Raw genomic sequence first — 13977 nt, 5'->3', positions numbered from 1 at the left:
CCGTCCGGATGTCGGAGTGTGTGGGTCTGTGGCGCCGGACCCTGTTGATCGACGCCGACGGCAGTCGGGACACCACCACCGACGTGCGGTGGCTGCAGGGTCTCAGCGCGTTCGTCGACCTGCGCCGCCCCGCTGAACCCGGGGCCTGGGACGGGTTTGCGGGCTGGCTGTTCCAGGACGGTGACGTGTTCGAATGGCGCCGGTTCACCGGTCTCTCGCCGCAGCACACTCCCGACGCGGGCCGGATGCACTGGGACGGTGACGTTCTGGTGGAGACCGGTGTGCACGCCGATTACGTCGAACACTGGGTGCTCGAACCGGTGGCGGGTCCGTGCGGGGCGCTCACCCTCGCCGGCCCCGACAACAGTCAGGCCTTGCTGCTGCGCGCGGGTGAGCTCTTCGGTTGGGCCACCCGCACCGCCGGCGGCGCAGAGATCTCGCTGGGCACCGTCAGCGGCGACCGGTGGCTCATCACGGATTCCTCGGACAGTACCCGCGACGGAGTTGACCTCTCGCCGCGGCTGCACACACATGAACTGACCGTCACCGGAGGCGGGCAGTGGACGGTCACAAACAGCGAAGGAGAGGTGAAAACGTGAACAGCGCAACATCGTTCACCGAAGTTCCAGTCATCGACATCAGCGGCTTGTACTCGGGCGATCGGGCGGTGCGTGACTCGGTGGCCGCAGAACTCGGCCGCGCCGCACGCGAGGTCGGGTTCTTCTACATCCGCGGCGCCGCCATCGACGATGCCCTGTTCGACGCGCTGCTGGCGGCCACCAAAAAGTTCTTCGCGCTGCCGCTCGAGGAGAAGATGCGTTCCTACATCGGGCTGTCGCGGTGCCACCGCGGATATGTGCCCACCGGAGAAGAGGGACTCAGCGGAGACAAGCCGGACCTCAAAGAGGCGTTCGACACGGCGCTGGATCTGCCCGCCGATGATCCGGACTACCTGGCGGGCAATCCGATGCTGGGCCCCAACACCTGGCCCGACCTGCCGGGCTTCGCCGACGCGGTGACCGCCTACTACACCGCGGTTCTGGCCGTGGGACAGAAACTGTTGTGGGCCTTCGCGGTGGCACTCGGTGAGGACCCCGACACGTTCACCCAGCACGCCACCAAGACGCCCAGCCAGTTGCGGTTGGTGCACTATCCGTACAACCCCGGCGCCGAGGATGCGCAGGGCATCGGTGCACACAGCGACTACGAATGCTTCACCCTGCTCAAGCCGACGGCGCCCGGACTGGAGGTGCTCAACGGGGCAGGCGAGTGGATCGACGTTCCGCCGATCCCCGGGACCTTCGTGGTCAACATCGGCGACATGCTCGAGTTGTGGACCAACGGGGCGTTCATCGCGACCAGTCACCGGGTGCGCAAGGTCAAAGAGGAGCGCTACTCGTTCCCGCTGTTCTTCAACGTCGACTACGACACCGAGGTGAAACCGTTGCCGCAGTTCGTCGCCGACGACGCGGTGCCGCGTCCGCCGCTGCGGGCGGGGGAGCACCTGTTCGCCCAGACCGCGCAGACGTTCGCGTATCTGCGGGCCCGGATCGACAGCGGTGAGCTGGTGCTGCCCGAAGGGTCCCTGGGCGTGAACTCCTTCGGGCAGCAGGCGCTGCAGGCGCACCACTGACACTCACCGCGTCGAGACGAACTCCGGCTGGTCCAGGATCCGCAACCAGGTTCCGTCGGGCTGGCGCCGGACCACCTGGGCGCGGGCGCCGGCACCGTCGCGTGGCGGCGTCGAGGTCAAAGCGATATCGCCGATGACCAGCGTCGGCAACGGCTCCTCCTGCTCGAAGCGCGGGCGCTGGTCGAGCACTTTCTGCCACAGTTCCTGGATCGCGGCGCGGCCGACGGTCTGGCTGCCGGGCGGATAGGCCAGCACCGCGTCCTCTTCGTAGAGTTGTGCCACTCCTTCGGCGTCCCCGGCGTTGGAGAACTCGACGAACAGCCTGGTCAGGTCTTCGGGGCGCTGGGCTTTCGGTCGCATTGGGGTGTCCTTTCTGTGTCCTTGCTCGGGCACCCTCCACGTTCGTCCGGTCATGTTCAGAAGTCCAACAGATAGTTCTTCTCGAAGCTAGAATTTCTGGTTATGGAGCTGAGGCAGCTGGAGTACTTCGTCGCAGTCGCGGAAGAAGCCAACTTCACCCGTGCCGCCGCGCGGGTGCACATCAGCCAGTCCGGTGTCAGCGCACAGATCAAAGCGCTCGAGTCCGAACTCGGTCAACCGCTGTTCGACCGGTCCAGCCGCGTGGCCAGGCTGACCGCCGCGGGCAAGGCGGCGTTGGAACCGGCGAAAGCGGCGCTGGCGGCCACCGCCGCGGTGCGGACTGCGGTCGACGACGTGGCGGGCGTTCTGCGCGGCACCCTGTCCATCGGAATGGTGACCGGCTGCACCATCACCCCGCTGTTCACCGCCGTCGAAGCCTATCGGCATGCTCATCCCGGTGTGAAACTCGCGATGCGCGAGAATGATTCAGAGTCCATGCTCGCCGAGGTCGAAGCCGGCAACCTCGATGTGGCGATCGTCGGCACGGCTGGAGCGCCGCCGGCCACGCTGCAGTCGATGACCATCATCAGCGAACCGCTGGCCGCACTGGTGCCGGCCGGGCACCCGCTGGCCAGGCGCAAGAACGTGGACTACGCCACGCTGGCCGAGGAGTCGCTGGTGTCGATGCCGGTGGGCACCGGTGTGCGCGCGACTTTAGAAATCGGTTTCCAGCACGCGGGTTTCGCTGCCCAGGTTGCCGTCGAAGCCAGTGCCGGTGATGCCGTCGCCGATCTCAGTGCCCGAGGTGTGGGCATCGGTGTGCTCTCGGAATCGATGGCGCGCGAGTACACCGACCGGTTGTCGGTGGTGGTGCTGCGTGGCAATCCGGTGCCCGCTGTCCTGGCCGTGGTGTGGTCTTTTACGCCGAGTCCCGCGGTGCGGGCATTCGTGCCGCGGCTGGCGGCCGCCTTCGAACGTTGAGCAGGAATCTTCGTGCCGGCCGCTGACGTGTGTTGTCGGCGGCCGGCTTTGAGGTCGCCCTCGGGTTAGGGATCGTCGGGGGCGAGGATCCGGTCGGGGTGGTGATAGACGTTGATGCGGGTTTGGCCGCAGTCGAGTTCCGGGGGCGGGATCCATTCGGTGATGCCGTCCTCAGGCCGGTTTCGGGTGGTCCAGCCGGTGGTTTCCACCATCCGGTTATCCGGCCCGCAGGCCAGAGTGAGGTCTTCGATAGTGGTGTCGCCGCCGTCTTTCCAATCGCGGTTGGCGTGATGGACCTGGCAGCGGTACCCGCAAGCGGTGCATCCGGGCATGGTGCAGCCACCGTGTTGGGCCAGCAGCATGATCCGCTGTCCGCGGGAGGCGGTCCGGCGGGCCCGTCCCAGGTGCAACGGCACCCCTTTGCCGTCAAACAGTGCGAGGTAGTGGTAGGCGTGGGAGGCCATCCGGATGACCTCGGGCATCGGGATCAACGTGCCGTCGGCGGTCAGGCCGTGGCCCACCCCTTTCTCGAGGTCGGTCAGAGTCGCTTTGACGATGATGGTGACGGGCAGGCCGTTGTGGTGGCCGAGGTCACCGGAGGCCAGCAGCGCCCGGCCCATTGCCAGCAGCGCATCGTGATTGCGTTGGCCTTGGGTGCGGGCGTCGGTGCGGGCGCGCTCCGGATCGGGTTCGCCGTCGACCTGGGGTGTTTCGTCGGCGGGGTTGCACATGCCTGGGGCGGCCAGTTTGGCGTGCGCGGCGTGCAGGGTGGCCGCGCATTCCGGGGTCAGCCTGCCGTGCACCGGCACGTTGCCGTCGGCGTCCTGCTTGCCGATGGTGAAATACCGGCCGGCTTGGCGGTCGACATCGCTGTACTCGCCGTCCTGGTTGAGGAGGTATTTCAGTCGGTCGGCGACTTCGGTGAAGCCGTCGACATCCAGGGTCGAGGCGTGGCGGGCCAGGTCGGCTTCGGCGGCTTCACGGGCCGAGAAGTCCACCGATGCCGGGAGTTTTTTGAAGAACGTTTTGACCTTGGCTACGTGTTCGGGGCCGATCAGGCCGTGGGCTTGGGCGGCGGCGATGTTCGGCAACGCCGGCTCCAACGGTCCGCCGGTGAGTGCGGTCCGCGGGCCCAAAGTGCGGCCGACGTGAGGCGGCGGGCGGCCTCGCCCTCGCTGATCCGCAACCGGGCGGCCAGGACCTTGTTGAAGCTGGTCGCCCCCAACTGTTTCGGCGCGCATTCCGCCCTCAGCCGTTGATACACCTTGTGATCCAGCGTGGGCTGCATCCAGGTGACGGTTTCGCGGCGCTGCATCAGCTCCAACAACTCCAGCGGAGTGAACGCATCGATCGACAACGAGTTCATCTGCGCGGTCAACACTTCGATCTGGGTCTGGGCAGCCAGCATCGCCTCCGTGTCGGCGATCGCTGAAGTACCCATACCCTGAAGCTAGACCCAGCCACCGACACGAAACCCCACTTCGAGGCGCTTGATACTGAAGTGGCACAAGGGATTTAAAGCGACGCCGAGTTCCTCGTGAGGGTTGTGATGGGCGCTCGACAACGACCCTCAGGTGGAACTCGACGACGCTCAGGTGTGCGGCTTGGTGATCGCGTGCATGGCTTCGCTGAGCGCCGCGGCGCGCGGATCGGTGAACACCTTTTCGAGCAGCATCGGCTTGCCCTGCGAATCGGTCAACGGCACACGCCAATTCGGGTACTCGTCAACGGTGCCCGGCTGGTTCTGGGTGCGACGGTCACCCACCGCGTCGGTGAGCGCCACCGAGAGCATTCTCGAGGGCGTCCGGCCCAGGTAGCGGTACAGCGCGAGGATGGTCTGTTCGGCGGTGATCTCGGCCGCATCGGTACCGGGCCCGCCCGGCAGCAGGCCGACACGTTGCAGTTCGGCGATCCAGGCGGCGTTCTCCTGCTCGTCTGCGGCCAACTCCTCGGCCACCGGCCGGGTCAGCAGCCCCAGTGAATCGCGAAGGCGCACATGGTCGCCCGCCAGATAGCCCGCCGTCGGGGGCAGGTCGTGCGTGGTCACCGACGACAAGCAGTACTCACGCCACCGCTCGGCCGGCAGCGGACCGCCGGAGCCGTCACGGTCGAGTTCGAACAACAGGATCGAGGTCCCGAGCAGCCCGCGCTCACGCAGGTAATCACGCACCCATGGCTCGACGGTTCCGAGGTCCTCACCGACCACCACGGCGTCGGCGCGCTGCGCCTCCAGCGCCACGATGCCGATCATGGCCTCGTGGTCGTAGCGCACGTAGGTGCCCTCGGTGGGCAATGCGCCCTCCGGTATCCACCACAACCGGAACAGGCCGATGATGTGGTCGATACGCACCCCGCCCGCATGTCGTAGCACGGCCTGGATCAACGCACGGAACGGCAAGTACTCCTGCTCCTCGAGCTGATCAGGCCGCCAGGGTGGCTGCGACCAGTCCTGTCCGAGTTGGTTGTACTCGTCCGGTGGTGCGCCCGCGGTGACACCGCGCGCCAGGATGTCCTGCAGCGCCCAGGAGTCCGCGCCATTGGGGTGCACCCCCACCGCCAGATCGGCCATGATGCCCAGCGGCATCCCGACACGCACGGCCGCCGACTGTGCACCAGCGAGCTGCTCGTCGAGCTGCCACTGCAACCACCGGTGGAAATCAACTGCGCTTGCGTGCTTTTCGGCGAAGGCCGCAACATCGGGGGAATCCGGATGCTGCAGCTCGTCGGGCCACCGGTGCCAGTCGGCGCCGTGGCGTTCGGCGAGCACGCACCAGGTGGCGAAGTCGTCGAGCGCCTTGCCTTCCCGGGCCAGGTACGCCTGGTAGGCCAGTTCGCGTCCCGCGGAACGTTCGACCTTGTGAATCAGTTTGAGCGCCTTGCGTTTCGCCGCCCATGATGCGTCGCGGTCGATGGCGTCGACCTTGCGGGCCCGCTTCTGAACGTCGTCGCGCAGCTCACGCACCTTGCTGCGTCTGACGAGATCGGCGTATTCGGGGACGGCTTCCACCCGCAGGTAGAGCGGATTGACGAAGCGCCGGGAGGTGGGCAGATACGGCGACGGCTCCATCGGAGTGGTGGGCTCGGCCGCGTGCAGGGGGTTGACCAGGACATAGCCGGCGCCGTGCTGAGCGCCCGACCAGACGGCCAGGTCGGTCAGATCGGTCAGATCGCCCACCCCCCACGAACGCTTGGACCGCACGCTGTAGAGCTGAGTGGCCAGACCCCACACCCGCCGATTGCCCATGCGCGCAGGCAATCCCAGCCATGACGGCGTGACGATCAGCGCGGTGCTGGACTCGACATCGCCGGATCGCAGATGCACCCGGTGATATCCCAGCGGCAGGTCCGACGGCAGGGCGAAGGTCGCCTCGCCGATCAACCGGCCGTCGAGGTCGTACGGGGGAGTGAAGTTGTCGAGCTGGCGGACCCCGGTGGCGACGGTGCCGTCCTCGAGCCGTACCCAGACATGCGCGTCGGCGCCATGGGTGACGTGCGCCCAGAACGTGGGCTCGGTACCGGCTTTACCGATGATGGTCGACGGCAACGTCTTCGACCAATACGCGCGGTCCTGCGCGGCCAAGGCGCCGCTGCGCTGCTCTCCGGTGCCCACCTCGACACCGAGCGCACCGAGCACCGCGACCAGAGTCTCTTCGCCGACGTCCACCGTGCGCCCGGTCCAGTCCGTATAGGACGTGGCGACACCGAAACGGGTCGCGAGTTCGACGAGTCCGGCATCCACCTCAGTCACGTTCCCCATCCTGGTCGATCCACTCTGACAACAGCTCGGGGGCCCGGCCATCGGCACCGGGTGTGCCTTGCTCAGCCGGGCGCGGCGTTGCAGCACAATGGTTCCACGTGGCTCCTGCACCCGCTGACCGAAACGCCCGCCTCGCGGTGTCGGTGTTGTTCCTCACCAACGGGGCGATCTTCACCAATCTGCTGCCGCGGTATCCGGAGATCAAGGCCGCGCTGGGCACCACGAACACCGTGTTCGGGCTGTCGGTGGCGGCGTTTCCCGCGGGCGCCCTCCTGTCCGGTCTGGCTGCGGCTGCCCTGATCCGCCGCTTCACCTCCGCGCGGCTGGCGGTACTGAGCAGCCTGGTGATCGCGCTGTTCACCGCACTCGCCGGGATGGCGCCGGTGGCGTGGGCGTTTGCGCTGGCGCTGTTTGTCGCCGGCGCCGCAGACTCGCTGACGGATGTCGCGCAGAACGCCCACGCGTTGCGGGTCCAGCGGGTCTACGGGCGCTCGATCATCAACTCGTTACATGCCCTGTGGTCGGTCGGGGCGGTACTGGGCGGTGTGATGGGTTCGGCTGCCATTGCGATCGGGTTGGGCATCGGCACCCAGTTGGCGATCTCGGGGGTGCTGTTCGGGGCCATGTGCCTGATCAGCCTCAAGTACCTGCTACCCGGTCCCGACCACGACGACTCACCGGCCGCCGCCGCCCGGGTCGCCGCCGACGCCGGCCAGCAACGTCGCGTGGTCGTCTACGGCGTGCTGGTGGGGCTGGCGGTGCTGGCCATCGCAGGCGCGGCCGTCGAGGACGCGGGCCAATCCTGGGCGACGCTGTACCTGCACGACAGCCTCGGCGCACCGGGAGCCGTCGCCGGTTTCGGTTTCATCGCATTGGTGGCGGCCCAGTTCGTCGGCCGGATCTTCGGGGACCGACTGGTCGACCGGTTCGGCGAACGCACCGTCGCGCGGGCCGGGGGATTGCTCGCCGCGGTCGGGATGGGCCTGGCGCTGGCGTTGCCCAGTGTGCCCGCCACCATCGCCGGTTTCGCCGTCGCGGGACTGGGGGTGGCCACGGTCATTCCCGCGGCCTTCCACGCCGCAGACAATGTCCGAGGGCTTCCGCCGAGCACCGGGCTGACCGTGGTCACCTGGCTGATGCGGGTCGGTTTTCTGGGCACGCCGCCTCTGGTGGGCGCCGTGGCCGACGCGACGAGTCTGCGGGTCGGGCTGCTCATCGTCCCGGTCGCCGGGCTGGTCATCATGCTGGCGGCGGGGGTGCTGGCCCCCAGGAGGTCAATGGGCTGAACCGATGACCTCAATGGTCAGCACCCCGGCGATGATGAAACCGATACCCACAGCCATCACCCAGGTCAACGGTTCGGCAAACAGGTAGCGGGCGATGACCGCGACGAGCGCGACCCCGCAGGCCGACCACACGCCGTACGCGATGCCCACCGGCATACCCAGTGACAACGACCACGACAGCATCGAGAACGAGGCCACGTAGCCGAGGATCACCGGTGCCAGCCAAGCTTTCTTGCGGAACCCGTCGGAGGCCCGCAGCCCGAGCGTCGCCGCCACCTCGAGCACGATCGCACCGGCCAGCGCCGCCCACATCACTGGGCTGTGCCCGCCCCGGATTCGGCCCGATGCGAACCGAATTCGACCAGCAGCACCCCGATGACGATGAACCCGATACCCACGATGATGGGCACGGTGAACGGGTCATCGAACACCACGGCGGCCAGCGCTGCCGTCAAAGCGGTGCCCGACGCACCCCAGATCCCGTACGCGACGCCGATGGGCATCCCGGCCCGCAGCACGAACGTCAACAACACGAACGACGCGACATATCCGGGGACGACGACCCCCAGCCAGGCCGGGTTGTCCTGAAACGCCCGCAACGACAGCGTCGCCACCACTTCCGTCGAGATCGCCCCGGCCAGCAGGACCCATTTCCGCACGGGCGCCAAGGCTATCTGCCGCTGTGATCTCCACCCGATCAGGATCATTGTTACCGACCAGTACGTTGGACAGAGTCGAGGCTGACAAGGAGGTAGCTGTGACTGCGGTTCGTCCCGCCCCCACCGATGCGATAGTCGACACCGATTCCGGCCCCGTGCGCGGCGCCGATGACGGCCAGGTCAAGGTCTGGAAAGGCATCAGGTACGCCGCGCCCCCAGAGGGCGACCTGCGCTGGCGTGCGCCCCAGCCGCCCGAGCCGTGGACCGAGGTCGCCGACGCCCTGAGCTTCGGGTCCATCAGCCCGCAGCCCAAGAGCCCGATCCCGCTCGGCCCCGGCACCCACGTTGCCGAGGACTGCCTGTTCCTCAACGTCTGGGCACCGTCGGGCGCGGAGCCCGGTGCGGCGAAACCGGTGATGGTGTGGGTGCACGGCGGCGCCTACATCTTCGGCGCGAGCAGCCAGCCGCTCTACGACGGGCGGGTGATGGCCTCACGCGGTGACGTGGTGGTGGTCACCCTGAACTACCGGATGGGTGCCTTCGGTTTTCTCGACCTGTCCGGATTCAACGGTCCGGAGCGCTTCGACACCAACCTGGGTTTGCGCGACGTACTGCGCGCGCTGGAATGGGTGCGCGACAACATCGCGGCGTTCGGGGGTGACCCGCAGCGGGTGACGCTGTTCGGGGAGTCCGCAGGTGCCGGCATCGTCACCACGTTGTTGACCGCTCCGGCCGCGGAAGGGTTGTTCCACCGCGCCATCGCGCAGAGTTCGCCCGCGACGTCGGTGTACAGCAGCGCACGCGCGCACACCGTGGCCCAGTCGGTGCTCGACTGGTTGGGTGTATCGGCCGACGAGGCCCGCACGTTGCCGATGGAAGCGCTGGTGGAAGCGTCGGCCTACGTATTCGATCACGTGCCGTCCACCACGCCCGGCACACTGGCGTTCGCCCCGACCATGGACAGCGACCTGGTGCCGGACTACCCGGTCAAGCTGGCCAGGGAAGGGCGCTCGCATCCGGTGCCGCTGCTGATCGGCACCAACAAGGACGAGGCGGCGCTGTTCCGGTGGATGCGTTCGCCGTTGATGCCGATCGCGCCGAAGACCATCCGGGCGATGTTCGACGAGATCGCCGCCGAGCAGCCGGGTCTACAGCTGCCGTCGGAGGCAGAGATCGGCTCGGCCTACTCCGGTATCCGCACTCGGGCCCTGGGCCTGCACGTCGCGCGTGATGTCGGGTTCCGGATGCCGACGGTGTGGTTCGCCGAAGGTCACAGCGCCTCCGCTCCGGTACATCTGTACCGTTTCGACTGGACCACGCCGATGCTGCGGCTGTTGCGCCTGGGCGCCGCGCATGCCACCGAATTGCCGTATGTCTGGGGCAATCTCGTGATGGGACCGAAGGACATCACGTTCAAGCTGGGCGGTCTGAAAGCGGGGACCGCGGTCTCGGAGCGGATCCAGGACCGATGGGTGTCGTTTGCCCACGACCGCACCCCCGGGACGGACCCGGAGTGGCCGGCCTACACCACCGGCCGGCGCAGCACCCTGGTGATCGACCAGCACGACGAGGTGGTCGACGACGTGGACCGCGGTATCCGGGCCGCCTGGGGTGACGAGATCCTCAGCTTCCGCTGAGCGGGGCGCCGTAACCGGGCGGTGCCTGCAGGTGCGGTGCGGCAGCGGCCAACAGCGCAGCGGCGTTGCCGTCGCGCGGCGGGTAGATCCGTGCGGTGTTGATCGTCGTCTTGGTGTCCTTGGCGGCCGCTCCCGTGGCGACCACCTGCCGGTCCCAGCCTTCGGTGTACACCGCCCCGGCGGGTCCCAGATCGAGCACCGTGACGTACCACGGGATCCGCAGCGGCAGCAGTGGAGCGCCGAGCAGGTCGGAGACCACGTTGTGACCGGCGTAGCGGCCCATCGGGCGACCGTGCTGGCAGGACATCACCGACATGTGTTCGTCGTCCATCCGGGCCGCCGCGGCATCGCCGGCGGCGAACACATCGACGACACCCGAGACCCGGAGAAAATCGTCAACAGGCAAGCGGCCCAACCGATCACGTGGCACCCGGAGCTGGGCTGTGAGGTCACCGGCCCGCATTCCGGCGCACCACACCACGGTGGCGGCCGCGATCACCTCGCCGCTGCTCAAGGTGACCGACTCGGCGTCGACGGCCGCCACCGAACTGGCCGTCCGCACCTGCACCCCGCACTGCGCCAATGCCGCTTCGATCACCGGTCGCGCGTGCGGTCCCATGTCGGAGCCGACGTGCCGATTACGGTCCACCAGCACCACCTGCGCACCCGTCCCGAACCGTGCGGCCAAGCGGCGGGGGAGTTCGCAGGCGGTTTCGATCCCGGTCAACCCGGCACCGACCACCACGACGGTGTCCCGCACCGGGCCCGGTTCCCGGGATGCCAACGCGGCCAGGTGCGCGTCCAGACGCATTGCGGCGTCATAGGTGTCGACGTCGAAGCCGAACTCGGCCAGTCCCGGGATATCGGGTTTGACGACGTGGCTGCCGGTCGCGATCACCAACCGGTCGTAGCGGACGGTGGCATCCAGGGTCGCCACGGTGTGGGCGTCGACATCGATGCCGGTGACGGTGGCGGCGACGTGGCCGACGCCCACCGGGTCCAGCACCGCCGACAGTGGGATGCGGCAATCGCGGAGGTCGGCCTCGTAGTTACGAACCCGGATGTCGTGAAACGGTTGTGAACTCAGGACGGTGACCTGCACCGATGACGTCGCGCCCAGTTCGTCGATCCGCAGTGCCGCGCCGAGTGCCGCCCACAACCCGGCGAAACCCGCTCCGATGACGAGCACCTGTCGCATGGGGTGAAACTAGTGCACCGCGCTACTGACACGTGTCTAACAGTGGCGTTACACTCGCGGCGTGCAGGTGTTGTCCGATGCGCTGGCAGTGTTGCCGCCGCAGATGCGTGACCCGGTGCTGTTCGCCGTGCCGTTCTTCCTGTTGCTGCTGATCCTCGAATGGACCGCGGCACGCAAACTCGAGCACCTGGAGGACGATCGGCCGGGTACGGGCGCCTACGCCCGGAAAGACGCCTGGGCCAGCATCTCGATGGGGCTGGTGTCGGTGGCGACCACGGCGGGCTGGAAGTTCCTGGCCCTGCTCGGGTACGCCGCGTTGTACGCCTACGTCGCTCCGTGGCAGCTGCCGTCGACGGCCTGGTACACGTGGGTGATCGCGCTCGTCGGTGTGGACCTGCTGTTCTACGCCTACCACCGGATCGCCCATCGCGTCCGCATCATCTGGGCCACGCATCAGGCGCACCACTCCAGCGAGTACTTCAATTTCGCCACGGCGCTGCGGCAGAAGTGGAACAACAGCGGCGAGATCCTGATGTGGGTGCCGCTACCGTTGCTGGGGGTGCCGCCCTGGATGGTGTTCGCCAGCTTCTCGCTGAACCTGATCTACCAGTTCTGGGTGCACACCGAACGCATCGACAAGATGTGGGCGCCTTTCGAATTCGTGTTCAACACCCCCTCGCATCACCGGGTGCACCACGGTATGGATCCCGAGTACCTGGACAAGAACTACGGCGGCATCTTCATCATCTGGGACAGGATCTTCGGTAGCTACCAAGACGAGCTGTTCCGCCCGCACTATGGGCTGACCAAGCCCGTCAACACGTTCAACATCTGGACCCTGCAGACCCGCGAGTACGTGGCGATCGGCCGTGATGTGAAGAGTGCCGAACGGTTCCGCGACCGGTTGGGCTACATCTTCGGCCCACCCGGATGGCAGCCGACGCGAGCCGCCGCGCCGGTCTCGGCCCGACAGCTGAGCACCTCTGAGTAATCTTCATCCGTGGAAACCGTCTTCGATCGTCATGTCGACCCCGCCCTGATCAACCGTTCCCTGGCGGGCGCCGAATTCGGGTCGATGTGGCTCGACATCCCGCGCCAGGAGTACCCGCGACTGTCGGCCCCGCTGCGGTGTGACCTGCTGGTGGTCGGTGCGGGTTACACCGGACTGTGGACCGCGCTGCACGCCGCACAGCGCAACCCGGGCACCCGGATCGCGGTGATCGACACCGAACGCGTGGGCTGGGCGGCGTCGGGACGCAACGGGGGTTTCGTCGAGGCCAGCCTGACCCACGGCGCCGAGAACGGGCGCAACCGCTGGCCCGACGAGCTCGACGAACTCGATGCACTGGGTTTGGAGAACCTCGACGGGATGCAGTCCGATATCAACACCCTCGGCCTGGACGTGGACTGGGAGCGCACCGGCATGCTGGCCGTTGCCACCGAACCACACCAGGTGGAATGGCTGCGCGAATCCGCCGCCGACGGGCATGGCAGCTTCCTCGACCGCGAAGCCATTCGGGCACAGGTCAATTCGCCGACCTATCTGGCCGCGCTGTTCGAGCCCGACACCTGCGCCATCGTGCATCCGGCCAAACTCGCCCTCGAACTGGCGCGTGCGTGCACCGAGGCCGGCGTCTCGATCTTCGAGCACACCCCGGCGCGGGCGCTGTCCTCGGGTCCCAACGGGTGCACCGTCACCACCCCGGGCGGGGAGATCAGTGCCGATCGAGTGGTGTTGGCCACCAACGTCTTTCCGAGCCTGGTCAAGCGCAACCGGCTCTACACCGTGCCGGTTTACGACTACGTGCTGGCCACCGAGCCGCTGAGCCAGGACCAGCTGGACCGCGTCGGGTGGCGCGGCCGCCAGGGCATCGGTGACTCGGCCAACCAGTTCCACTACTACCGGTTGTCCGCGGACAACCGGATCGTGTTCGGCGGGTACGACGCGATCTACCACTTCGGCCGCCGCGTCGACCCCGCCTACGAGGACCGCGACGCGACCTACCGCCGGTTGGCCGCGCACTTCTTCCTGACCTTCCCCACGCTGGAGGAGGTCCGGTTCAGCCACCGCTGGGCCGGTGCCATCGACACCAACACCCGGTTCTGCGCGCACTGGGGTACCGCACACGGCGGCCGGGTGGCCTACGTCAACGGGTTCACCGGACTGGGCGTGGGTGCCACCCGCTTCGCCGCGGATGTCTGCCTTGATCTCCTCGACGGCACGCCGACTCGGCGTACCCGGTTGGAGATGGTGCGTAAAAAGCCGCTGCCGTTCCCGCCGGAGCCGTTGGCCAGTGTCGGGATCCAGGCCACCCGGTGGTCGTTGGATCGCGCCGACCACAGCGCCGGCCGGCGCAACGTCTTGCTGAAGACCCTGGATGCACTGGGGCTCGGTTTCGACTCCTGAGCTACCGCCCGTGACCCCGCCGTAACTGTCCCGGCGCGGGGCCCGGTTCCGCGCGGAAC

12 protein-coding genes and 1 pseudogene are annotated in these 13977 nt (G+C 67.6%); 7 read left to right on the top strand and 6 right to left on the bottom strand.

Annotated elements, in window-relative coordinates; all coding sequences use genetic code 11:
- The first annotated feature begins 8 nt into the window (after positions 1–8).
- Positions 9–599: a hypothetical protein gene (locus NL241_RS19295; RefSeq protein WP_494394744.1), complete on the top strand. Its 591-nt coding sequence runs from the start codon at positions 9–11 to the stop codon at positions 597–599.
- Positions 596–1633, top strand: a complete 1038-nt coding sequence (locus NL241_RS19290) for an isopenicillin N synthase family dioxygenase (RefSeq protein ID WP_494394743.1) — start codon at positions 596–598, stop codon at positions 1631–1633. The genes NL241_RS19295 and NL241_RS19290 overlap by 4 nt, the downstream gene beginning before the upstream one ends.
- A 3-nt stretch (positions 1634–1636) precedes the next feature.
- Here NL241_RS19290 and NL241_RS19285 read toward each other — a convergent pair whose 3' ends face one another.
- Positions 1637–1993: a YybH family protein gene (locus tag NL241_RS19285; protein ID WP_487695113.1), complete on the bottom strand. Its 357-nt coding sequence runs from the start codon at positions 1991–1993 to the stop codon at positions 1637–1639.
- A gap of 102 nt (positions 1994–2095) precedes the next feature.
- On the opposite strand from NL241_RS19285, the gene NL241_RS19280 reads away from it, so the two are divergent.
- Positions 2096–2974 (top strand): LysR family transcriptional regulator, encoded by an 879-nt coding sequence (locus tag NL241_RS19280; protein WP_494394742.1) that lies wholly within the window; start codon positions 2096–2098, stop codon positions 2972–2974.
- Between the two features lie 65 nt (positions 2975–3039).
- Here the strand turns inward: NL241_RS19280 and NL241_RS19275 are convergent.
- A pseudogene (locus NL241_RS19275) lies at positions 3040–4262 on the bottom strand (HNH endonuclease signature motif containing protein).
- A 303-nt stretch (positions 4263–4565) separates the two neighbouring features.
- On the bottom strand, positions 4566–6731 hold the full coding sequence (gene malQ / locus NL241_RS19270; RefSeq protein ID WP_494394741.1) for a 4-alpha-glucanotransferase: 2166 nt from the start codon (positions 6729–6731) through the stop codon (positions 4566–4568).
- Between the two features lie 98 nt (positions 6732–6829).
- On the opposite strand from malQ, the gene NL241_RS19265 reads away from it, so the two are divergent.
- Positions 6830–8017, top strand: a complete 1188-nt coding sequence (locus NL241_RS19265) for an MFS transporter (protein ID WP_487695118.1) — start codon at positions 6830–6832, stop codon at positions 8015–8017.
- On the opposite strand, the gene NL241_RS19260 is transcribed toward NL241_RS19265, so the two are convergent.
- Together NL241_RS19260 and NL241_RS19255 are read right to left on the bottom strand one after the other, a co-directional pair.
- Positions 8006–8329 carry a DMT family transporter gene (locus NL241_RS19260; RefSeq protein WP_487695119.1) on the bottom strand — a complete coding sequence of 108 codons (324 nt, stop codon included), beginning with the start codon at positions 8327–8329 and terminating at the stop codon, positions 8006–8008. The two genes, NL241_RS19265 and NL241_RS19260, sit on opposite strands and share 12 nt — an antisense overlap.
- A complete protein-coding gene (locus tag NL241_RS19255; protein ID WP_487695120.1) occupies positions 8329–8676 on the bottom strand; it encodes a DMT family transporter in 348 nt (115 codons plus the stop codon). Before NL241_RS19255 ends, NL241_RS19260 begins: the two co-directional genes overlap by 1 nt.
- Before the next feature lie 98 nt (positions 8677–8774).
- Here NL241_RS19255 and NL241_RS19250 point away from each other — a divergent pair, with 98 nt between their 5' ends.
- Positions 8775–10313 carry a carboxylesterase/lipase family protein gene (locus NL241_RS19250; RefSeq protein WP_494394740.1) on the top strand — a complete coding sequence of 513 codons (1539 nt, stop codon included), beginning with the start codon at positions 8775–8777 and terminating at the stop codon, positions 10311–10313.
- Here NL241_RS19250 and NL241_RS19245 read toward each other — a convergent pair.
- On the bottom strand, positions 10300–11511 hold the full coding sequence (locus NL241_RS19245; protein ID WP_494394739.1) for an NAD(P)/FAD-dependent oxidoreductase: 1212 nt from the start codon (positions 11509–11511) through the stop codon (positions 10300–10302). The genes NL241_RS19250 and NL241_RS19245 overlap by 14 nt on opposite strands.
- A 61-nt stretch (positions 11512–11572) precedes the next feature.
- Between NL241_RS19245 and NL241_RS19240 the strand changes: the two genes are divergently transcribed.
- Positions 11573–12502 (top strand): sterol desaturase family protein, encoded by a 930-nt coding sequence (locus NL241_RS19240; RefSeq protein WP_494394738.1) that lies wholly within the window; start codon positions 11573–11575, stop codon positions 12500–12502.
- A gap of 9 nt (positions 12503–12511) precedes the next feature.
- Positions 12512–13918 carry an NAD(P)/FAD-dependent oxidoreductase gene (locus NL241_RS19235; RefSeq protein ID WP_487695127.1) on the top strand — a complete coding sequence of 469 codons (1407 nt, stop codon included), beginning with the start codon at positions 12512–12514 and terminating at the stop codon, positions 13916–13918.
- Positions 13919–13977: the final 59 nt, after the last annotated feature.

This window comes from Mycolicibacterium sp. SMGY-1XX, from assembly GCF_059132455.1.
The sequence above is the reverse complement of the archived record's forward strand: the minus strand, read 5'-3'. Positions and strand labels throughout refer to the sequence as shown.

Coding starts and splice junctions, on each gene's coding strand:
- NL241_RS19295 (WP_494394744.1), top strand. CDS start 9: ATGTCGGAGTGTGTGGGTCTGTGGCGCCGGACCCTGTTGATCGACGCC.
- NL241_RS19280 (WP_494394742.1), top strand. CDS start 2,096: ATGGAGCTGAGGCAGCTGGAGTACTTCGTCGCAGTCGCGGAAGAAGCC.
- NL241_RS19285 (WP_487695113.1), bottom strand. CDS start 1,993: ATGCGACCGAAAGCCCAGCGCCCCGAAGACCTGACCAGGCTGTTCGTC.
- NL241_RS19260 (WP_487695119.1), bottom strand. CDS start 8,329: ATGTGGGCGGCGCTGGCCGGTGCGATCGTGCTCGAGGTGGCGGCGACG.
- malQ (WP_494394741.1), bottom strand. CDS start 6,731: ATGGGGAACGTGACTGAGGTGGATGCCGGACTCGTCGAACTCGCGACC.
- NL241_RS19245 (WP_494394739.1), bottom strand. CDS start 11,511: ATGCGACAGGTGCTCGTCATCGGAGCGGGTTTCGCCGGGTTGTGGGCG.